Origin of the sequence: Mycolicibacterium vulneris, assembly GCF_002104765.1 — a bacterium.
GTDB classification, from domain to species: domain Bacteria; phylum Actinomycetota; class Actinomycetes; order Mycobacteriales; family Mycobacteriaceae; genus Mycobacterium; species Mycobacterium vulneris.
Window position 1 is genome coordinate 1 of record NZ_NCXM01000035.1, and the last position, 19,818, is coordinate 19,818.

Genomic DNA, 19,818 nt, shown 5'->3' on the forward strand with positions numbered 1-19,818 from the left:
CGCCCCCCGTGGACCTGCCGCCGGCACCGCCGGCCGATGTCCCGCCTCCGGCCGACGCGATGCCGCCCGCGCCCCCCGTGGACCTGCCGCCGGCACCGCCGGCCGATGTCCCGCCTCCGGCCGACGCGATGCCGCCCGCGCCCCCGGCGGACGCACCGCCCGTCGTGGACACGGACTTCCACGGTTTCGTACCGGCCGGCATGCCGCAGCATGTTTCCGAGGCCGGCTACACCCAGCAACTGTGGGACGCCATCCGGGCCCAGGACGTTCAGGGCAACGACGCGCTGGACGCTCTCGCTCAGCCGTCGCCCAGCGCCTGACCCCGCCACACTCCCCGCACGCCCCGAAAACCCTCCTGTTCGGGGCGTGTCGGCAGGGCGAACCGTTGTGGCCAGCTGTAGGGCGGATGCAAGGCCGGCGTGTGACTACGGCGTCAGGCCGAGCCCACCCACTCCTCGGTGCCGTCTGCGAAGAATTGGTGCTTCCACACCGGTAGCCGCGCCTTGATGGTGTCCACCAGGTGCGCACAGGTGGCGAACGCCGCCTGCCGGTGGTCGGCGGCGACGGCCGCCACCAGCGCCGCCTCTCCGATGCGCAGCGCGCCAATCCGGTGGCTGGCGGCGACGGCACGCACGCCACTGGACTGCTCGGCCACCTCGGCCACCACGTCGGCGATGACCTGCTCGGCCGACGGGTGCGCCGAATACTCCAGTCGCACCACCCGCCGTCCGCCGTCGTGGTCGCGGATCATGCCGACGAACCCGACGATGGCCCCGGCCGACTGGTGGCCCACCAATTCTTCGTGCTCGGCCAGCGAAATCGAGTGCTCGGTCATGGCTGCGCGCACGACGAGTGTCATCGCTCGTGATCTTTACCGGCGAGCTGGTCGAGCGCGTGGTCGAGCACACCGGCGAGCACGCCGAGCCCATCGCGCACCCCTCCGGGCGAACCCGGCAGGTTGACGATCAGGGTCTGGCCGGCCACACCGCACACCCCGCGCGACAGCACCGATGTCGGCACCTTGGGCAGGCCCGACTGGCGGATAGCTTCCGCCAGCCCCGGAACCATGTAGTCGACGACGGCCACGGTCTGGTCCGGTGTGCTGTCGCTGGGCGAGATGCCGGTGCCACCGGAGGTGATGATGACGTCGACCTCGGCGTCGATCGCGGTGCGCAGCGCGTCGCCGACCGGCCGCCCGTCGGCGACCACCTCCGGCTGCACGTCCGAAAAGCCCCGCTCCATCAGCCATTCGGCGATGATCGGGCCGCAGCGGTCGTCGTACACGCCCGACGACGCGCGGGTCGAGGCGATGATGACGCGGGCTGAACGGGAACTCATGGGCGCGCCCACCTTCCGGTTTTGCCGCCTTCCTTGCGCAGCACTCGAATGTCGTCGATTAGTGCGGCCGGGTCTACCGCCTTGATCATGTCGTAGAGCGTCAGGCCCGCGACGCTGACGGCGGTCAGCGCTTCCATCTCCACCCCCGTGCGGTCGGTGCTTCGCACCGTTGCGATGATCTCGATCTCAGACTCGCCCACGGTGAAGTCGATGTCGACCCCAGTGAGCGCAAGTTGATGACAAAGCGGGATGAGGTCGCTGGTGCGCTTCGCGGCCTGGATGCCGGCTATCCGCGCGGTGGCCAGCGCATCGCCCTTGGGCAGGCCGCCGGTCGAGATTAGCCCCACCACTTGCGCCGACGTGCGCAGCACGCCGGCGGCGACCGCGGTCCGCTTGGTGGCCGCCTTCTCGCTGACGTCGACCATGCGCGCCGCCCCGTGATCGTCCAGGTGTGACAGGGTGCCCGAGCCGGAGTCTGCCGACTCCCAGCTCGCCGAGGCTTCGGAGGCCTCAGAGGCCCTAGCCATCTGGCGGCCTACCGATTGACGACGGTGACCGGGTGCAGGTAGGGCAGATCGGTGGAGGGCAGCGGGAACACCAGCTCGCCGAAGGGTGACAGCGCACCCGTGCGATCGGTCACAAGCTCACTGACCGCATGGTCGTCGGGGTCCGTCGTCGGCCAGCCGTTGTCGACATACTTGGTCTTGCGGGCTTTGCCCTCAGCAGTGTCAGCCACGAGGTCCATTCTTACAGGTGGCCCCGCAGCGTGTGGCGCAAGACCGGGGTTGGCAGGCGCACAACGCTCGCCGCCGAGGGCACCGCCCTGGTGAGGCGATCACTGATCGAGCTCTGCTCGGTACCCGCGGCCTGCTTTACGCTGGTCAGCAATGACCGACAACACCCCGGATATCCCGCTGGGGTCTTGGCTGGCCGAGTTATCCGATGAGCGGCTGATCCGACTATTGGAATTGCGGCCGGACCTCGCCCAGCCGCCCCCCGGCAGCATCGCCGCACTGGCCGCGCGCGCCCAGGCCCGCCAGTCGATCAAGGCCGGCACCGACGACCTCGACTTCCTGCGCCTGGCCGTTCTCGACGCGTTGCTGGTGCTGCAGGCCGACGCGGAGCCGGTGCCGACCGCGAAGCTGCTGGCCCTGATCGATGACCGCGCCCCCGAATCCGACGTCCTCGACGCGGTCGACGACCTCCGGCTACGCGCCCTGGTCTGGGGCGAGGCCGCGCTGCGGGTGGCCGCCGACGCCGCGACGGGAATGCCGTGGCATCCGGGGCAGGTCATCCTCGAGGACACCTCGCGCGGCGCCGAGGAGATCGCCGGCCTGATCGACGACCTCAACCAGGCGCAGCTCGACGTGTTGGAGAAGCTTCTCGAGGGCTCCCCGATGGGCCGCACCCGCGACGCCGCGCCCGGCGCACCCGCCGACCGGCCGGTGCCCCAGCTTTTGGCCATGGGGCTGCTGCGGCGCATCGACGCCGAGACGGTGATCCTGCCCCGCCACGTCGGGCAGGTGCTGCGCGGCGAGCAGCCCGGCCCCATGCAGCTGACCGCGCCCGACCCGGTGGTGTCGACGACCACGGCCGACGACGCCGACGCGGCGGCCGCCGGGGCCGTCATCGACTTGCTGCACGAAGTCGACGTCCTGCTTGAAACGCTGTCCACCGCACCGGTTTCCGAGCTGCGCAGCGGTGGGCTGGGTATTCGTGACGTCAAGCGGCTGAGCAAGGTGACGGGCATCGAGGAGCCGCGGCTGGGGTTGATCCTCGAAGTCGCGGCCGCGGCCGGATTGATCGCCAGCGGCATGCCCGACCCCGAGCCGGTGACCGGCGAGGCGCCGTACTGGGCGCCGACCGTCGCCACCGACCGGTACACCGCCATGTCGGCGGCCGAACGCTGGCAACTGTTGGCGAGCAGTTGGCTCGACCTTCCCGGTCGCCCGGCGCTGATCGGCAGCCGCGGGCCCGACGCCAAGCCCTACGGCGCCCTCACCGACGGGCTGTACTCCACGGCCGCACCGCTGGATCGCCGGCTGTTGCTCGGCATGCTGTCCGAGCTGTCCCCCGGCGCCGGCGTCAACGCGGCGGCAGCCTCCGCGGCGCTGATCTGGCGGCGTCCGCGCTGGGCGAAGCGGTTGCAGCCCGGACCGGTCGGCGACCTGCTCGCCGAGAGCAATGCCCTGGGCCTGGTGGGCCGCGGGGCGATCAGCACGCCCGGGCGGGCGCTGCTGGACGACGACGGGGATCCGCAGGTCGCGATCGAGGCGATGAACCGGGCCCTGCCCAAGCCGGTCGACCACTTCCTGGTGCAGGCGGATCTGACCGTGGTCGTGCCCGGGCCGTTGGAGCGCGGCCTGGCCGAGCAACTCGCCGTCGTCGCCACCGTCGAATCGGCCGGCACCGCGATGGTGTACCGCGTCAGCGAGCAGTCGATCCGGCACGCACTCGACGTCGGCAAGACCCGCGACTGGATGCATTCCCTGTTCGCCAACCATTCCAAAACGCCGGTGCCCCAAGGGCTTACGTATCTCATCGACGATGTGGCGCGCCGGCATGGGCAGCTGCGGATCGGCATGGCCGCGTCGTTCGTGCGTTGCGAGGACCCCGCGCTGCTGGCGCAGGCCGTGGCCGCGCCGGCGACCGAAGAGGTGCAGTTGCGGGCGCTGGCGCCGACGGTCGCGGTGTCGCCGGCGCCCATCGGCGAGGTGCTCGTCGCGTTGCGCGCCGCGGGCTTTGCTCCGGCGGCCGAGGATTCCTCCGGCGCCATCGTCGACGTGCGTCCGCGCGGCGCCCGGGTGGCCACCCCCCAGCAGCGCCGACCGTATCGCCCGGTCCGGCGCCCCAACAGCGAAAGCCTCAACGCGGTGGTGGCGGTGCTGCGCAAGGTGACCGCCGCACCGTTCGGCAACATCCGCGTCGATCCCGCCGTCACCATGACCCAGCTGCAGCGCGCGGCCAAGGAACAAGACACCCTGATGATCGGTTATCTGGATGCGGCGGGCGTGGCCACCCAGCGGGTCGTGTCGCCCATCACGATCAAGGGCGGTCAGCTGGTCGCCTTTGATTCCGCGTCCGGGCGGCTGCGTGACTTCGCCATCCACCGCATCACGTCGGTCGTGTCGGCCACCGCCGGATAATGGTTGGCATGCCCTTGAAGGCACAGATGAGGAGGAGTGCCGCTGACTATGTCTGACGGACCGTTGATCGTGCAGTCGGATAAGACGGTGCTGCTCGAGGTGGACCACGAGCAGGCCGGCGCGGCGCGCGCCGCCATCGCGCCGTTCGCCGAGCTGGAGCGCGCGCCCGAGCACGTGCACACGTACCGCATCACGCCGCTGGCGCTGTGGAACGCCCGCGCCGCCGGTCATGACGCCGAGCAGGTGGTCGACGCGCTGGTGAGCTTCTCGCGCTACGCGGTGCCCCAGCCGCTGCTGGTTGACATCGTCGACACCATGGCCCGCTACGGGCGCCTGCAACTGATGAAGAACCCCGCGCACGGCCTGACGCTGGTGAGCCTGGATCGCGCGGTGCTCGAAGAGGTGCTGCGCAACAAGAAGATCGCCCCGATGCTCGGCGCCCGCATCGACGACGACACCGTCATCGTCCATCCCAGCGAACGTGGCCGCGTTAAGCAGATGCTGCTCAAAATCGGTTGGCCCGCAGAGGATCTCGCGGGCTACGTCGACGGCGAAGCCCATCCTATCAGCCTGGCCCAGGACGGTTGGCACCTGCGCGACTATCAGCAGATGGCCACCGATTCGTTCTGGTCCGGCGGCTCCGGGGTGGTGGTGCTTCCGTGCGGCGCCGGTAAGACGCTGGTGGGCGCGGCCGCCATGGCGAAAGCCGGTGCGACGACGCTGATTCTGGTCACCAATATCGTCGCGGCGCGGCAATGGAAGCGCGAGCTGATCGCGCGCACGTCGCTCACCGAGGACGAGATCGGCGAATACTCCGGCGAACGTAAGGAGATCCGGCCGGTCACCATTTCGACGTATCAGATGATCACCCGGCGCACCAAGGGCGAATATCGGCACCTGGAGCTGTTCGACAGCCGGGACTGGGGGCTGATCATCTACGACGAGGTCCATCTGTTGCCGGCACCTGTCTTTCGGATGACCGCCGATCTGCAGTCCAAGCGGCGACTGGGCCTGACCGCCACGCTGGTCCGCGAGGACGGCCGCGAGGGCGACGTGTTCTCGCTGATCGGCCCGAAACGCTATGACGCGCCCTGGAAGGACATCGAGGCGCAGGGGTGGATCGCGCCGGCCGAATGCGTCGAGGTGCGGGTCACCATGACGGACAACGAGCGGATGCTGTATGCCACCTCCGAGCCCGAAGAGCGGTACAAGCTGTGCTCGACAGTGCACACCAAAATCGCTGTGGTCAAATCGATCCTGGCGAAGCATCCGGGTGAGCAGACGCTGGTGATCGGCGCATACCTCGATCAGCTCGACGAACTCGGTGCCGAGCTGAACGCCCCAGTGATCCAGGGGTCGACCCGGACCAAGGAACGCGAAGAGCTGTTCGACGCGTTCCGGCGCGGCGAGTTGTCCACCCTGGTGGTGTCCAAGGTGGCGAACTTCTCCATCGATCTGCCGGAAGCCTCTGTGGCAGTGCAGGTTTCGGGAACCTTCGGCTCACGCCAGGAGGAGGCGCAACGCCTGGGCCGGCTGTTGCGGCCCAAGTCCGACGGTGGGGGTGCCATCTTCTATTCCGTGGTGGCGCGCGACAGCCTGGACGCCGAGTACGCCGCGCACCGGCAGCGCTTTTTGGCCGAGCAGGGCTACGGCTACATCATCCGCGACGCGGACGACCTGCTGGGGCCGGCGATTTAGCTTGGGGCTCAGGCGGTTCAGCGCGACAGGATGGTTGCCGATGCGGTGCCGGGTGCGCCGTACACCTGCGCTAGCCCGACGCGCGGGTTGCCGGGCACCTGACGCTCCCCCGCCTCGCCGCGCAACTGCCGCACCAATTCGTGCATCTGCCGCAGCCCCGACGCGCCAATCGGCTCGCCGTTCGCGATCAGCCCGCCGTCGGTGTTGACCGGCATCGAGCCGTGGATCTCGGTGGCGCCGTCGGCCAGCAGCTTCTCCTGTTCGCCGTCCGCGCACAGGCCGGTCTCGGCCATGTGGATCACCTCGGCGCCGGCGTCGGTGTCCTGCAGCTGCGCGACGTCTACGTCCTCCGGGCCGATGCCGGCCGCCTCGTAGGCGGCCTTGGCGGCATACACCGTCGGTGACGCGTCCTCATCCAGCGGCGCCGACGTGGCGTGCACCTCGTAGGCACCGAAGCGCCGGGTCCGAATCTCGCAGGCGCGCACGTAAACCGGCTTGTCGGTGAACTTCTCGGCCAAATCCGCGCGACACATGATGACCGCGGCGGCCCCCTCATCGGGCGCGCAGAACATGTACTGCGTCAACGGGTAGTTCAGCGCGGGCGAGTTGAGGATCTCCTCGACGGAGATCTCCTTGCGCCGGAAGGCATTCGGGTTCAGGGCGCCGTTGCGGAAGTTCTTATTGGCCACCCGCGCCAGTGTTTCCTGCGAGATGTTGTGGTCGTGGATGTACTTGTTGGCCTTCATCCCGAAGAATTTGGTGGTGACGAACTGGCCGTTGTTGGCGTACCACTGGGGCAGCGCCAGCTTGGCGGGGTCGTCGGTGAAGGCGCCGCGCGGGTGCTTGTCGAGCCCGATCGCGATCCCGATGTCGTACTTGCCCAACCGGATGGTGTCGGCGGTCTGTTGAATCGCGCTGGCCGACGTGGCGCAGGCGTTGAACACGTTGGTGAACGTGATGCCGGTCAGCCCGACCAGCCGCGTCACCGCGTCGGGATTGGAGACCTCGTAGCTGCCACCGAAACCGAACTGGATGTCCTTCCACTCCACGCCGGCGTCTTTGAGCGCGAGCTGGACGGCCTCGGCGCCCATCTGCATCGCGGTCTTCTCGAACCGGCCGAACGGGTGCAGGCCCACGCCGATGATGGCGACGTCGTTGGTCATCTCAAATCCTCCTGGCTAAATGGTGGCGACCCGCTTCGCCCGGCTCCGCCGCCCTCGCGATCGCCACGGGTCCGTCAGACCGGCTAGATCGGCCGGAAGGCGAAGGTGATGATTTCGGCGCCCTCGTCGTCGGTCGCGAAAGGCACCATGGTGAGTTCGACTTCCTGGCCGAACTGCAGCTTGGCCGGATCGTTCTCGGTCAACCGGCCTTCGACGCGGATGACGTCACCGAGCTGGACCAACCCCACGCCGAACGGCACGAAGTCCTTTCCGGTCGGGCCGGCATAGGGAGCTCCGGGCGGGAAGCCCTGGGTGGTCCACGCCACCAGCGTCCCGCGCCGGGGCAACAGCACGTCGGACATCTCGGCGGCGCTGCATCGCGGGCACCACTGCTGCACCGGGAAGGTGGTAGCGCCACAGCTGCCGCATCGGCTGCCGATGAGCTGTGGGCTCTCATCGGGCCAGGTAGAGATCTCGGGGGCCAGGGCCTTCTGCATCGAGGGATCCTCCTGGATCGTCCACAATCCGCCAACAGAATATTGCTCACTGAACCGTATAACAGCTTTCCGAAAAGTGGAAACCGCATTCTCATCTGCGGGAGGAAGGCCAGGCCATCGGCCGCCCGGGGCGCGGGGATAAGTTGGGCCCATGACGGTCACGGTGATACTCGAGCTCAGATTCAAACCCGACGAAGTTGCGGCGGGGCGCGAGCTGATGGGCCGGGCGCTGCAGGACACCCGGGCGTTCGACGGCAATGTCCGCACCGACGTCCTTGTCGATGAGGACGACGAGGCGCACTGGCTCATCTATGAGTTGTGGGAGACGGTCCAACACGACGAGGCGTACCGCGCATTTCGCGCCGGCGAGGGCAAGCTGACACAGCTTCCTCCGCTGCTGGCCGCGCCCCCGGCCAAGACCAGGTACGTCACCAGCGACATCTAGCCCAGCGCGGGAATCACTTCGCGTTCGAACAGCTCGATGCCGGAGCGGTCGTAGGCGGCCTCGGGGAAATAGCAGATCGCGTACTCGCACCCCAGGTCGCGGACCTTGGTGATCCGCTCGATGACTTGTTCCGTTGTGCCCGTTGCCCCCTCGGAACCGCCGGAGAGCATGGCATCCGCCGCCGCCTCGGGGACGTAGCGGGACATCCGGTCGCGTATCCGCTGCTGCCGGTCCTTGACGTCGGCCTCGGAGGTGCCGATGATCGCGCTGAAGTTGGCCGAGCGCACGATGGCGTCGAAGTCGGTGCCCACCTCACGACAGTGCTCCGCCAGCACATCAGATTTGTGTTTGAAGGCCTCGAGCTCCGGCGTGAAGTTGGTGTATTGCGCGTACTGCGCGGCGATGCGCAACGTCACCTTCTCGCCGCCGCCGGCAATCCATAGCGGAATCCCGTTGTCCTGCAATGGTTTCGGTTCAACGATCGCCCCGTCGACCTGATAATGCTTGCCGTCTAAGCTGACCTTGCCGTCGCGCCACGCATCGCGCATGATCTGCACGCCCTCGTCCAGCCGGCCCAATCGAACACCTGCCGAGGGGAACCCGTAACCGTAAGCGCGCCATTCATGTTCGTACCAGCCGCCGCCGATGCCCATCTGGATGCGGCCGCCGGAGATGATGTCGGCCGTCGCGGCCACCTTGGCGAGGTACACGGGATTGCGGTAGCTCATCGCCGTGCACATCTGGCCGAGTTTGATGCGCGACGTGGTTGCCGCGTAGGCCGCCATGAGCGACCACGCTTCATGCGTGGCCTCGCCGGTGGGCATCGGCACGGTGTGGAAGTGGTCGTAGACCCACAGCGAGTCCCACGCACCGTTGTCGGCGTAGGTGGCCAGGTCGCGCATCACCGCCCAGTGTTTTTCGGGTTCGATGTCAACCAGATCCATCCGCCAGCCCTGCGGAATGAAGAGTCCAAAGCGCATAACTAGGGACTGTATCTCGCACGAGCTCACAGCGGATCGTTAAGTCGCGCCCAGCCGGCGCCGACACCCGGGCCGTACGCCTGACGCATGACACCCATCGGGCATCCCGCCAATCCCGCCCGCGCTCGCCGTCGGCACATCCATGCCGCGCCGGCACTCTTCGCCGGCGCTACGGCCATCGCGACGCTAGCCCTCTCCGGTGCCGCACCGCGCGGTGACGCTGCGCTCGCCGGGCCGCAACACGTTCAGGCCGGGGCGAGGGGGCGGATCATCGCGGTCAACGACGACGACAACGACAACCCGAGCTCCGGCGACATCTTCACCCAGAACGCCCAGGATCAGAGCACCGCGAGCGGTGCGGGTACGTCCTGACGGACCCCCTGCCTCTCATACACCCAGCGCGTCGAGCGCGGCCGCCACCGACTTCTCGCGCAGCTCCCCGTGGGGTGCATCGGGAAACTGCACGCAGCAGTCCTGCAAGCCGCCGAACGCGACCACCGCCCGAGTGGACTGCGCGAGCGTCGGCTTCTTGCCGAAGACCAGCCTGGCCAACCGCTCCCGCCACGCCAGCACGGTGTCGATCAGGTCGAGGTCGATCAGCGTAGACAGCTCGGTCAACAGCAGCACCAGATCCCGTCGGTGCCGGTAGTGGAAGTCGAAATAGCCCTCCAGCAGCTCACGCACATCGTTGTGGCGGCGGCCCTCGTGGTCGGCGACGAACCGTTCGCCCTCGTCGATCAGCGGCACCAGGATGCTGCGCACCAGGTCTTCGCGCGACGAAAAGTGGTAGTACAGTGCGGGTTTGGTGATGCCCAGCTCATTTGCAATGTCCTGCAGGCTGGTGCGCTGCACGCCCCGCTGCAAGAACAGCTCGCGGGCGACCTCCTGGATGCGCTCGCGGGTGTCCGACCGGGGCCTGCTCACCCCACGAGTTTATCTGACTTACCGATAGGTAAGTGGATGTTATGCTTACCGAACGTTAAGTAAGTGTGGAGGTGATCATGCGGATACTCATCTCTGGGGCCAGCATCGCCGGCCCGGTCCTGGCGTACTGGCTGACCCGGTACGGCTTCGACGTCACCGTCGTGGAGCGTGCGCCGACGCTGCGCAAAACCGGCGGCCATGCCGTCGACTTGTTCCGTCCCGCAATGGAAATCTCGGCGAAGATGGGCGTCCTCCCACGCATCGAGGCACTGGCTACTGGAACGGCCCGGCTGACGATGTACCGGGAAGGCCGGACGAAGCCCATCCGGATCGACCTCACCAAGATCTACGCGGCCACCTCCGACCGGCATGTGGAGATCATGCGTGACGACCTCAGCGAGATCTACTACGACGCCGCCCGCGACGACGTCGAGTACCTGTTCGGTGACTCGATCACCGCGATCGAGCACGACGGCACCGTGACATTCGAGCACGCGCCGGCACACGCGTTCGATGTCATCGTCGGTGCCGACGGGCTGCACTCCAATGTCCGGCGCCTGACGTTCGGTGACGAAGCCGACCTGACCCGGTTCCTCGGCGGTTATCTGGCGGTGGTGTCGGCGCCCAAAAGCCTGGCCGCCACCAACGAGATGATCGGCCACCTAGGTCTCGGTCGACTGGCGGCTATCTACACCGCGGAGCATTTGGACGACGCGAGGGCGGTCTTCATGTTTCGCAGCAAAGAGGAGCTCGACTATGACCACCGAGATTCGTTGCGGCAGAAGGAACTACTGCGCGATGCGTTCGCGGGCATGCACCCCGAGGTCGATGGCTGGCTGGAGGAAATTGACCGGACGCCCGCCTTCTACTTCGATGCGATCAGTCAACTGCGCCTGGACCGATGGTCGCGCCGCCGGGTCACCCTGGTCGGCGACGCCGGATACTGCCCGGGACCCGCGGTCGGTGGCAGCACCAGCCTCGCCGTGCTCGGCGCCTACGTGCTGGCCGGCGAACTCGCCGAGGCCGACGGCGACCACCTGCGCGCCTTCGCCGCCTACGAACTACAGATGAGCGAATCGGTGCATCGCAGCCGGACTTTCGCGCGTGGCGCCGCCAAGGGACTCATTCCCGGCTCCCGAGCCGGAGTCTGGGCGCTGAGCCGGGGGGTTCAACTGGTCTCACTGATACCAGGATCCCTGTCGCGGGCGGTGGCGAAGCTCAACACCAAGGGCATCCGGATGCACGATTCGATGCCGGTGCCCGACTACACCGGAATCGACGTCTGACAGCATGTGATGCAGAGCCGCGGCAGCCGCGGGCCACGAAGGGAAGGCCGCACATGGAACTGACCGGTGTTGGAATCTGGAGCAGTCAACTGCGCTACGGCGACCCGGCCGAATCTGCCGAGGCCGCAGCCGAACTCGACGAACTGGGCTTCCCGGCGCTGTGGATACCCGACGTCGGCGGCCCGGTGTTCGACGCGGTGGCCCATCTGCTCGGCGCGACCAGGCGGACCGTGATCGCCACGGGAATCCTGAACCTGTGGATGCATTCGCCCGCCGATGTCGCCGAATCCTATGCGACGCTGACTGCCGAGCACGGCGACCGCTTCCTGCTCGGAATCGGTGTCAGCCACGCCCCGCTGATCGATGCCGGCCAACCCGGGCGATACCGCAAACCGCTGGCGGCGACGGCGACCTTCCTGGACGGCTTGGATGCCGCACCGCGTGCGGTTCCCATCGAGCGCCGGGTGCTGGCCGCGCTCGGCCCCAAGATGCTGGCGCTGTCGGCGACCCGCGCCGGCGGCGCCCATCCGTACCTCGTCACCCCCGAGCACACCGCTTCCGCGCGTGCGACTTTGGGCCGGGGCCCGCTGCTGCTTCCCGAACAGACGGTGATCCTGACCGACAGCGCCGACGAGGCCCGCCAGATCGGAACCGATTGGCTGCGCGCGTATTTGGCCCTGCCCAACTACGCCAACAACCTGCTGCGCAGCGGCTTCTCCCAAGACGACCTGTCGCAGGTCAGCGATCGGCTCTTCAACGCGATCATCGCGTGGGGTGATGAGGCGGCCGTCATGCGCCGCGTCGCCGAGCACCGGTCCGCGGGCGCCGACCACGTCTGCGTCCAGGTGCTGCGGGCCGATCCCCGGGCCTTCCCGCGGGAGGAATGGCGCCGCATCGCCGCCGCCGCCGCCAGCTGACACCGGCCCGACGGGCCTAGGGTGAGCTATGGCTTCCAAACAAACGCTGTTCCGGGTCTTCTACCACATCGGCTTCACCCCGTGGGATGGTCACCCGCTCGCGCAGAGCGTGCGGGATCTGGTCGAAGGGACGCGTGACGCCGCGGCGCTGCCCGCCGGATCGGCGCTGGAAGTCGGCTGCGGTACCGGTGACTGCTCCATCTATCTCGCCCAACACGGCTGGAACGTCACCGCGGTCGATTTCGTGGCCAAGCCCCTCGAGCGCGCGCGTGCCAAGGCCGCCGCGGCCGGCGCCGCGATCGAGTTCGTCCAGGCCGACGTCACGCAGCTGAGCCGGAAGGGCATCGGCGCGAACTTCGAGCTGATCGTCGACAACGGGTGCCTGCACAACATGAGCGATGCGGATCGCGACGCCTACGTCCGGGAGATCACCGCCCTCGCGGCGCCCGACGCGCGGCTGCTGATCGTCGCGTTCGTCCCGGGCGGCCGGGTCGGGGTGCGCGGCGTCGACCGCGCCGAGATGGAACGACAATTCACCCAGAGCTGGACGCTGTTGTCGGCCGGCGCGGAACGCGAGCTGGACCGCGCCGAGAAGACCCCGGCGTGGTACTACCTGTTCCAGCGGAACCCATGAGCGCCCGCCGCTACGCGTTGCGTAGAGACACGCTGTTGACGGCGCGCGGATTTACTACGCAAACCGTGCCGCGCGTTTGGCGAGGAATGCTTCGATGCCCTCACGGCCATCGGCGCCGGCCGCGCACGCCGCGATCAGCCTGCCCTCGATCTCCATCTGCTCTTCGAGGCCGTTACCGAACGTGGTCAACAGCAGCTTCTTCACGGCCGACCCGGAGTCCTTTGCCCCAGCGGCCATTTCGGTAGCTAGCGCGTCTGTGCGGGCGACGAGGTCGGCGTCCGGGACAACCTCGGTGATCAGACCCCAGTCCAAGGCCTCACGAGCCGACAACCGTCGGTTGGTCAACATCAGCTCCTGGGTACGGCGAACTCCCACCAGCCGGGGCAGAAAGTACGACGAGCTCCCGTCGGGGCTCAGCCCCGCCTTGGTATAGGCCATGGTGAACGATGCAGATTCGGCGGCCAGTACGAGATCGCCTGTGATCGCAAGGCTGAATCCAGCGCCTGCGGCCACTCCGTTGACGGCGGTGATCAGCACCGCATCCATGCGCGCGAAGGTTGAGATCGCGCGGTGCAGGTCGTCGGCGATCCCCTTGACGTAGGGACCGCGACCCAGCGGCGACGACGCCATTGCCTTGAGATCCCCACCGGCGCAGAAGAATCGGCCGGTGGCGGTCAACACCACTACCTTGGTGCCGGCGGCATCGCATCGTCGTGCTACGTCGGCCAATTCGCGGGTCATGGCATCGTTCATGCCGTTGGCGTCGGCCGGACGGTTCAACACGATGCGCGCAATCGAGCCAGCTTGGTCGAAGTCCAACGTCGCATATTCGGTCATGCCGGTCAGACTATCCGGCCGTCAGTGCGGCGTCCGACGCGCTATGGCCTTTCCAGTGCGCGCCATACGTAAAAGCCCCCGAAACTCGTTGTCTCGGGGGCTTTTACGCTTGGATCTTAGCTCAGCGACGCCGGCGGCAGGAAGCGGTCGCCGTACTTGGCGGCCAGTTCCTTGGCCCGGGCCACGAACGCTTCCTTGCCGATACCGCCCGCGCCCTGGTAACCGACGATGAATTGGGCGCTACCACCGGTGTACGGCGGGAAGCCGATGCCCATGATCGACCCGATGTTGGCGTCGGCGGTCGACGTCAGCACTCCCTCGTCCAGGCACTTCTGCGTCTCGAGCGCCTCGGCGAACAGCATGCGATCGATCATGTCCTGCAACGGAATTTCCGCGCTGCCCGACTTGAACGTCTCGCGCAGGCCCGGCCACAGTCGGGTCCGCTTGCCGTCGACGTACTCGTAGAAGCCCGCGCCCTTCAACCGCGACGGGCGTTCGAGCTCGATCATCTTCTCGACGACGGCCTCGGCCGGGTGCGGCTCGTAAGTGCCGCCCGCGTCCTCGACGCCCCTGCGGGTGGCCGTAGCGATCTTGTGCATCAGCTCCAGGTTGAGCTCGTCGGACAGCTGCAGCGGCGGGGCCGGGTAGCCGGCCTGCGACCCGGCGTGCTCGACGCTCGCCGGCTCCACGCCCTCGCCCAGCATCGCCAGCGCCTCGTTGACGAACGTGCCGATGACGCGGCTGGTAAAGAAGCCGCGGCTGTCGTTGACCACGATCGGGGTCTTGCCGATGGCCAGCGTGTAGTCAAACACGCGGGCCAGCGCCTCGTCAGAGGTCTTCTCGCCCTTGATGATTTCCACGAGCGGCATCTTGTCGACCGGCGAGAAGAAGTGGATCCCGATGAAGTCCTCCTGGCGCTTCACGCCGGTCGCCAGACCGGTGATCGGCAGCGTCGAGGTGTTGGACCCGAGCAGCGCGTTGGGCTCGACGATGTCCTCGATCTCCTGGAACACCTTGTGCTTCAGTTCCTGGTTCTCGAACACGGCCTCGATCACGAAGTCGACGCCCTTGAGGGCCTCGGGGTCGGCGGCCGGCGTGATCCGGTCCAGCAGCGCCTTGCTCTTCTCCTCGGTGGTCTTGCCACGCTGAAGTGCTTTGGCCTCAAGCTTTTCCGAGTAGCCCTTGCCCTTCTGGGCGGCCTCCAGGCTGACGTCCTTGAGCACCACCTCGAACCCGGCCTTGGCCGAGACGTAGGCGATACCGGCGCCCATCATGCCCGCGCCCAGCACACCGATCTTGTTGATCTTGACTGGCTCGATGCCGTCCGGACGGGAACCACCGCCGTTGATGTGCTGCAGGTCCAGGAAGAACGCCTGGATCATGTTCTTGGCGACCTGGCCGGTGACCAGCTGGGTGAAGTAGCGGCTCTCGATGCGGCTGGCGGTGTCGAAGTCCACCTGCGCGCCCTCGACGGCCGCGTCTAGGATGGCCCGCGGCGCCGGCATCGGTGCGCCCTTGAGCTGCTTCTTGAGCAGCGCCGGGAACGACGGCAGGATGCCGGCCAGGGCGGGGCTGGACGGGGTACCGCCGGGCATCTTGTAACCCTTTTTGTCCCAAGGCTGTTCGTGCGAATCGGGGTTGGCCTTGATCCACGCCTTGGCGGCGGGCACCAGTTCCTCGACCGAGCCGACGAGCTCGTCGACCAGGCCGATCTCCTTGGCCTTGTCCGGCTTGAAGCGGGTGCCCTGCGACAGGATGTTCATGAACGCGTTCTGGATGCCGAACATCCGCACGGTGCGGGTCACGCCGCCACCGCCGGGCAGCAGGCCCAGCGTCACCTCGGGCAGGCCGACGACCAGACCCTTGACGTCCGCGGCGATACGGTGATGACAGGCCAGCGCGATCTCGAGTCCACCGCCCAGCGCGGCGCCGTTGATGGCCGCGACCACCGGCTTGCCGAGGGTCTCCAGCGCGCGCAGGTCACGCTTGACCGATTCGACGGTGTCGAACGCCTCACCGGCGTTCTCCGGGCCGAGGTTGATCATGCCCTTCAAGTCACCGCCGGCGAAGAAGGTCTTCTTCGCGCTGGTGATGACCACGCCGGTGATCGAATCCTTCTCAGCGGCAAGGCGCTCCACAGCGTTGTGCATCGACTCGCTGTAGTGCTCGTTCATCACGTTGGCCGACCCGGTGGGGTCGTCCAGAGTCAGCGTGACGATGCCGTCGGCGTCCTTGTCCCACTGAATAGTGTTCTCTGCCATGGCCTTAAACCCTCTCGATGATGGTGGCGACACCCATGCCGCCGCCGATGCACAGCGTGATCAGGGCGCGACGCGCGTTGCGGCGCTCGAGCTCGTCGACCATGGTGCCGGTGATCATGGCGCCGGTGGCGCCCAGCGGGTGGCCCATCGCGATGGCGCCACCGTTGACGTTGAGCTTCTCGTCCGGGATGTTGAGGTCCTTCTGGAACTTCAGCACCACCGATGCGAACGCCTCGTTGAGCTCGAACAGATCGATGTCGTCGATCGTCATGCCCGCGCGGTCGAGCACCTTGCGAGTGGCCGGGGTCGGGCCGGTGAGCATGATGACCGGGTCGGAGCCGCTGGTGGCGGTGGCCACGATGCGCGCCCGTGGGGTCAGCCCCTGCGACTTGCCCGCGGCTTCCGAACCGACCAGCACCAGCGCGGCGCCGTCGACGATGCCGGAGCTGTTGCCGCCGGTGTGCACGTGGTTGATCTTCTCGACGTAGTGGTACTTGGTCAGCGCCACGTCGTCGAAGCCGCCCATCTCGCCGATGCCGTCGAACGCGGTCTTGAGCTTGCCCAGGCCCTCCAGGGTGGTGTCGGGCCGCATGTGCTCGTCGTGGTCGAGGATGACCAGGCCGTTCTGGTCGCGCACCGGCACGACGGACTTGGCGAAGTAGCCGCCCGACCACGCCGCGGCCGCCTTCTCCTGCGAGCGCAGCGCGTAGCGGTCGACGTCCTCGCGGGAGAAGCCCTCGATGGTGGCGATCAGGTCGGCGCCGATGCCCTGGGGGACGAAGCCGATCCGGTAGTTGGTCTCGGGGTCGGTCGCCCAGGCGCCGCCGTCGGAACCCATCGGGACGCGGCTCATCGACTCGACACCGCCGGCCAGCACCAGGTCGTCCCAGCCGGAGCGCACCTTCTGCGCGGCGGTGTTGACGGCCTCCAGGCCGGACGCGCAGAACCGGTTGAGCTGCACGCCGCCGGTGGTCTCGGGCAGGCCCGCGGCCAGCACCGCGGTGCGGGCGATGTCGCCGCCTTGGTCACCGACCGGGGACACGACGCCCAGGATCATGTCGCTGATCAGGTTCTCGTCCAGGTCGGGGAAACGCCGACGGAGCTCGTCAACCAGGCCAACGACCAGGTTGAGCGGCTTCACCTCGTTCAGCGAACCGTTGCGCTGCTTGCCCCGCGGGGTGCGGATGGCCTCATAGATAAAAGCTTCTTCGGACATACGACTTCCTGTTCTCCGAAATTGGGTTCGAATCCGTCTTCAAGACTAGATCCCGCGCCAGCGTAACAGGGGCCCCGGCCAACCTGTTGGTTGGGCAAGACCGCGCAGCTCAGAGGGGCCTTGTGACGGACACCACGCTCGCTCGGCGGATGGGCGCCCGCCACGGGCGAGCGTGAAATTACTTTCACGCTCCGCGCCGAGTGTGCACCTGACTTCACATTCGGCGAGGCGAGACGCCGGGCGTTCGCCGTGGCACGCCCCGCCTAAGCTCGACCACCATGACAGTGTCGCGACTGCGCCCCTACGCGACGACGGTGTTCGCCGAGATGTCGGCGCTGGCCGCGCGGATCGGAGCGGTGAACCTCGGCCAGGGGTTTCCCGACGAGGACGGGCCCCCGGCGATGCTCAAGGCCGCCCAGGAGGCCATCGCCGACGGCGTCAACCAATACCCGCCGGGCATCGGCATCGCACCGCTGCGCCACGCCATCGCCGCCCAGCGGCAGCGCCGCTACGGCATCGAATTCGACCCCGACACCGAGGTGCTGGTGACGGTCGGGGCGACCGAGGCCATCGCGTCGGCGGTGATCGGCCTCATCGAACCCGGCTCCGAGGTCCTGCTCATCGAGCCGTTCTACGACTCCTACTCGCCGGTGGTGGCAATGGCCTCCGCGCAGCGGGTGGCCGTGCCGCTCGTCCCCCATGGCCGCGGCTTCGCCCTGGACGCCGATGCGCTGCGCCGGGCGGTGACGCCACGGACCCGCGCGCTGATCGTCAACTCCCCGCACAACCCGACCGGCACGGTGCTGAGCGCCGAGGAACTCGCGGCCATCGCCGAGGTCGCGATCGCGGCCGACCTGTTGGTGATCACCGATGAGGTCTACGAGCACCTGGTGTTCGACGGGCGGCGGCATGTGCCGCTGGCCGGCTTCGACGGCATGGCCGAGCGGACGATCACCATCTCCAGCGCGGCCAAGATGTTCAACTGCACCGGCTGGAAGATCGGATGGGCTTGCGGCCCAGCACAACTCATCGCCGGGATGCGCGCGGCCAAGCAGTATCTGAGCTACGTCGGTGGTGCACCGTTCCAGCCGGCGGTGGCCCTGGCGCTGGAGACCGAGGACGCGTGGGTGGCCGGCCTGCGCGCCACCTTGCAGGCCAGACGTGACCGGCTGGCCGCCGGGCTGATCGACGTCGGGTTCGAGGTGCACGACAGCGCCGGCACGTACTTCCTGTGCGCCGATCCGCGTCCGCTGGGCTACGACGACAGCAGTGCGTTCTGCGCGGCGCTACCGGAAAAGGTTGGGGTGGCCGCGATCCCGATGTCGGCCTTCTGCGATCCGGACACCACGAAAGGCCCGGCCGACGTGTGGAATCACTTGGTGCGCTTCACCTTCTGCAAGCGTGACGACACCCTCGACGAGGCGATCAAGCGATTGGCCGCGCTCCGCTAGCGTTACCTAGCCGGGCCGGAACCCTCGCGCCCCATCACCCGCTTGCGCAAGCCCTCCAGCGCCGAGTAGAGAATTTTCTTGCGGGCCCGGGCAGCCCAGAACTCCGGCAGCGGCGCCCACGGTTCAACGGTGATGGTGAATCGCACCCTGGTCTTTTCGTCACCCAGCCGGCTCAAGTTGTACTCCCCGTGCTGACCGTGTTGTTGGGCGGTCCGATCGGCATCCCACACCATCCAGTCCGGCCCCCAGTTGTACTCAAGCAGTTCCGTGTCATGGATGCCGGTCACCGAGATCGTGACCTTCACATGGTGCGGCAGACCGTCGGGATGCTTGTCGACGACCTCGACGCGCTTGTGCACCGACGACCACGACGGCACCGCGTCCATGTCGGCGAGCGCCTCCATGATCAGATCCGGAGGCGCGTCAATGACGATTTCCGACGATGCTTGTATGGCCACCGCTTACCAGTAAACAACAGCACCACCGCTGACGAAGGCCAAAACTGCAGACGCCCACTATTCGGGCTCAGCCGAACTGTTGCCGCGGTTTACCAGGTCGCACAATCCCTTTACCGCCGCGTCGAGAACGCTTTCGCTTGCCCGACGCACGATGAACGCGGGCATGGGCCGGCCGGGTTCGACGGTGACGTCGAAACGCACCCGGGTCTGGTCGATCCCTTCGGGTTTGAGGGTGTACTCGACGTGCTGCCCATGCTGCTGGGAGGTTCCCTTGGCGTCGTAGACAACCCAATCGGGGCCCCAGTGGTATTCCAGGACTTCCTTGTCGACCAGCCCGAGAATCTTGATGGTGGTTTTGACGTGGTGCGGCCGGCCGTCGGGATACCGGTCGAGCACTTCGATGTGTTTGTGCAGCGGCGACCACGATGACAGGACGCCGACATCTGTCAGCGCTTCCATGACCACTTCTGGCGGCGCGTTGACGACAAATTCCCGTGATGCTTTTACGGCCACTGAGGATTAACTTAGCAACGCTGACCCCGGCGCGGACCGATTCGCCGTAAACAG

Annotated in this window: 21 protein-coding genes and 1 pseudogene; 9 read left to right on the top strand and 13 right to left on the bottom strand. The window is 67.5% G+C overall.

Features of this window, described 5'->3' with window-relative positions; all coding sequences use genetic code 11:
- Nucleotides 1-320 (top strand): annotated as a pseudogene (locus B8W69_RS31635) (transglycosylase family protein); the annotation flags it as partial.
- A 113-nt stretch (nucleotides 321-433) separates the two neighbouring features.
- Here B8W69_RS31635 and B8W69_RS25355 read toward each other — a convergent pair.
- The 4 genes from B8W69_RS25355 to B8W69_RS25370 are packed head-to-tail and all read right to left on the bottom strand — an operon-like array spanning nucleotide 434 to nucleotide 2,074.
- A complete protein-coding gene (locus B8W69_RS25355) occupies nucleotides 434-859 on the bottom strand; it encodes a molybdenum cofactor biosynthesis protein MoaE (protein WP_085292464.1) in 426 nt (141 codons plus the stop codon).
- Nucleotides 856-1,338, bottom strand: a complete 483-nt coding sequence (locus B8W69_RS25360; RefSeq protein WP_085292517.1) for a MogA/MoaB family molybdenum cofactor biosynthesis protein — start codon at nucleotides 1,336-1,338, stop codon at nucleotides 856-858. The genes B8W69_RS25355 and B8W69_RS25360 overlap by 4 nt, the downstream gene beginning before the upstream one ends.
- Entirely contained in the window at nucleotides 1,335-1,865 is a 531-nt protein-coding gene (moaC, locus tag B8W69_RS25365) for a cyclic pyranopterin monophosphate synthase MoaC (protein WP_085292465.1), read from the bottom strand. The genes B8W69_RS25360 and moaC overlap by 4 nt, the downstream gene beginning before the upstream one ends.
- Nucleotides 1,866-1,873: 8 nt before the next feature.
- On the bottom strand, nucleotides 1,874-2,074 hold the full coding sequence (locus tag B8W69_RS25370; protein WP_174320979.1) for a hypothetical protein: 201 nt from the start codon (nucleotides 2,072-2,074) through the stop codon (nucleotides 1,874-1,876).
- A 151-nt stretch (nucleotides 2,075-2,225) separates the two neighbouring features.
- On the opposite strand from B8W69_RS25370, the gene B8W69_RS25375 reads away from it, so the two are divergent.
- Together B8W69_RS25375 and B8W69_RS25380 are read left to right on the top strand one after the other, a co-directional pair.
- Nucleotides 2,226-4,484 (top strand): helicase-associated domain-containing protein, encoded by a 2,259-nt coding sequence (locus tag B8W69_RS25375; protein WP_085292466.1) that lies wholly within the window; start codon nucleotides 2,226-2,228, stop codon nucleotides 4,482-4,484.
- Nucleotides 4,485-4,532: 48 nt separating this feature from the next.
- Complete coding sequence (locus B8W69_RS25380; protein ID WP_085292467.1) at nucleotides 4,533-6,182, top strand: DNA repair helicase XPB; 1,650 nt, start codon at nucleotides 4,533-4,535, stop codon at nucleotides 6,180-6,182.
- A gap of 17 nt (nucleotides 6,183-6,199) precedes the next feature.
- On the opposite strand, the gene B8W69_RS25385 is transcribed toward B8W69_RS25380, so the two are convergent.
- Entirely contained in the window at nucleotides 6,200-7,345 is a 1,146-nt protein-coding gene (locus B8W69_RS25385; RefSeq protein ID WP_085292468.1) for a thiolase family protein, read from the bottom strand.
- A gap of 83 nt (nucleotides 7,346-7,428) precedes the next feature.
- Nucleotides 7,429-7,842: a Zn-ribbon domain-containing OB-fold protein gene (locus B8W69_RS25390; protein ID WP_085292469.1), complete on the bottom strand. Its 414-nt coding sequence runs from the start codon at nucleotides 7,840-7,842 to the stop codon at nucleotides 7,429-7,431.
- Between the two features lie 151 nt (nucleotides 7,843-7,993).
- Here B8W69_RS25390 and B8W69_RS25395 point away from each other — a divergent pair, with 151 nt between their 5' ends.
- The gene (locus tag B8W69_RS25395) at nucleotides 7,994-8,287 is read left to right on the top strand and encodes a putative quinol monooxygenase (protein WP_085292470.1); all 294 of its coding nucleotides are present in this window, start codon (nucleotides 7,994-7,996) and stop codon (nucleotides 8,285-8,287) included.
- On the opposite strand, the gene B8W69_RS25400 is transcribed toward B8W69_RS25395, so the two are convergent.
- On the bottom strand, nucleotides 8,284-9,267 hold the full coding sequence (locus tag B8W69_RS25400) for an LLM class F420-dependent oxidoreductase (protein ID WP_085292471.1): 984 nt from the start codon (nucleotides 9,265-9,267) through the stop codon (nucleotides 8,284-8,286). The two genes, B8W69_RS25395 and B8W69_RS25400, sit on opposite strands and share 4 nt — an antisense overlap.
- 87 nt (nucleotides 9,268-9,354) lie before the next feature.
- Here B8W69_RS25400 and B8W69_RS25405 point away from each other — a divergent pair, with 87 nt between their 5' ends.
- Nucleotides 9,355-9,639 carry a hypothetical protein gene (locus tag B8W69_RS25405; RefSeq protein ID WP_085292472.1) on the top strand — a complete coding sequence of 95 codons (285 nt, stop codon included), beginning with the start codon at nucleotides 9,355-9,357 and terminating at the stop codon, nucleotides 9,637-9,639.
- A 15-nt stretch (nucleotides 9,640-9,654) separates the two neighbouring features.
- Here the strand turns inward: B8W69_RS25405 and B8W69_RS25410 are convergent, their stop codons facing one another.
- Nucleotides 9,655-10,191 (bottom strand): TetR/AcrR family transcriptional regulator, encoded by a 537-nt coding sequence (locus tag B8W69_RS25410; RefSeq protein WP_085292473.1) that lies wholly within the window; start codon nucleotides 10,189-10,191, stop codon nucleotides 9,655-9,657.
- A gap of 77 nt (nucleotides 10,192-10,268) precedes the next feature.
- Here B8W69_RS25410 and B8W69_RS25415 point away from each other — a divergent pair, with 77 nt between their 5' ends.
- From B8W69_RS25415 to B8W69_RS25425, 3 genes are read left to right on the top strand one after another with little or no spacing between them, the layout of a single operon-like run.
- Nucleotides 10,269-11,477 (top strand): FAD-dependent monooxygenase, encoded by a 1,209-nt coding sequence (locus tag B8W69_RS25415; RefSeq protein WP_085292518.1) that lies wholly within the window; start codon nucleotides 10,269-10,271, stop codon nucleotides 11,475-11,477.
- 53 nt (nucleotides 11,478-11,530) lie between these two features.
- Nucleotides 11,531-12,394 (top strand): LLM class F420-dependent oxidoreductase, encoded by an 864-nt coding sequence (locus tag B8W69_RS25420; protein WP_085292474.1) that lies wholly within the window; start codon nucleotides 11,531-11,533, stop codon nucleotides 12,392-12,394.
- 28 nt (nucleotides 12,395-12,422) lie between these two features.
- Nucleotides 12,423-13,028 carry a class I SAM-dependent methyltransferase gene (locus tag B8W69_RS25425; protein ID WP_085292475.1) on the top strand — a complete coding sequence of 202 codons (606 nt, stop codon included), beginning with the start codon at nucleotides 12,423-12,425 and terminating at the stop codon, nucleotides 13,026-13,028.
- 54 nt (nucleotides 13,029-13,082) lie between these two features.
- On the opposite strand, the gene B8W69_RS25430 is transcribed toward B8W69_RS25425, so the two are convergent.
- The 3 genes from B8W69_RS25430 to B8W69_RS25440 all read right to left on the bottom strand — a co-directional run bounded on the left by B8W69_RS25430 (nucleotide 13,083) and on the right by B8W69_RS25440 (nucleotide 17,342).
- Nucleotides 13,083-13,865 carry an enoyl-CoA hydratase/isomerase family protein gene (locus B8W69_RS25430; protein ID WP_085292476.1) on the bottom strand — a complete coding sequence of 261 codons (783 nt, stop codon included), beginning with the start codon at nucleotides 13,863-13,865 and terminating at the stop codon, nucleotides 13,083-13,085.
- Between the two features lie 116 nt (nucleotides 13,866-13,981).
- On the bottom strand, nucleotides 13,982-16,126 hold the full coding sequence (locus tag B8W69_RS25435) for a 3-hydroxyacyl-CoA dehydrogenase NAD-binding domain-containing protein (protein ID WP_085292477.1): 2,145 nt from the start codon (nucleotides 16,124-16,126) through the stop codon (nucleotides 13,982-13,984).
- 4 nt (nucleotides 16,127-16,130) lie between these two features.
- Nucleotides 16,131-17,342, bottom strand: coding sequence for an acetyl-CoA C-acetyltransferase (locus B8W69_RS25440; RefSeq protein WP_007777222.1), 1,212 nt, complete (start codon nucleotides 17,340-17,342; stop codon nucleotides 16,131-16,133).
- Nucleotides 17,343-17,620: 278 nt separating this feature from the next.
- Here B8W69_RS25440 and B8W69_RS25445 point away from each other — a divergent pair, with 278 nt between their 5' ends.
- Nucleotides 17,621-18,793, top strand: a complete 1,173-nt coding sequence (locus tag B8W69_RS25445) for a pyridoxal phosphate-dependent aminotransferase (RefSeq protein WP_085292478.1) — start codon at nucleotides 17,621-17,623, stop codon at nucleotides 18,791-18,793.
- 2 nt (nucleotides 18,794-18,795) lie between these two features.
- Here B8W69_RS25445 and B8W69_RS25450 read toward each other — a convergent pair whose 3' ends face one another.
- Nucleotides 18,796-19,251 carry an SRPBCC family protein gene (locus tag B8W69_RS25450; RefSeq protein ID WP_085292479.1) on the bottom strand — a complete coding sequence of 152 codons (456 nt, stop codon included), beginning with the start codon at nucleotides 19,249-19,251 and terminating at the stop codon, nucleotides 18,796-18,798.
- A 57-nt stretch (nucleotides 19,252-19,308) separates the two neighbouring features.
- Nucleotides 19,309-19,764 carry an SRPBCC family protein gene (locus B8W69_RS25455; RefSeq protein WP_085292480.1) on the bottom strand — a complete coding sequence of 152 codons (456 nt, stop codon included), beginning with the start codon at nucleotides 19,762-19,764 and terminating at the stop codon, nucleotides 19,309-19,311.
- Nucleotides 19,765-19,818: the final 54 nt, after the last annotated feature.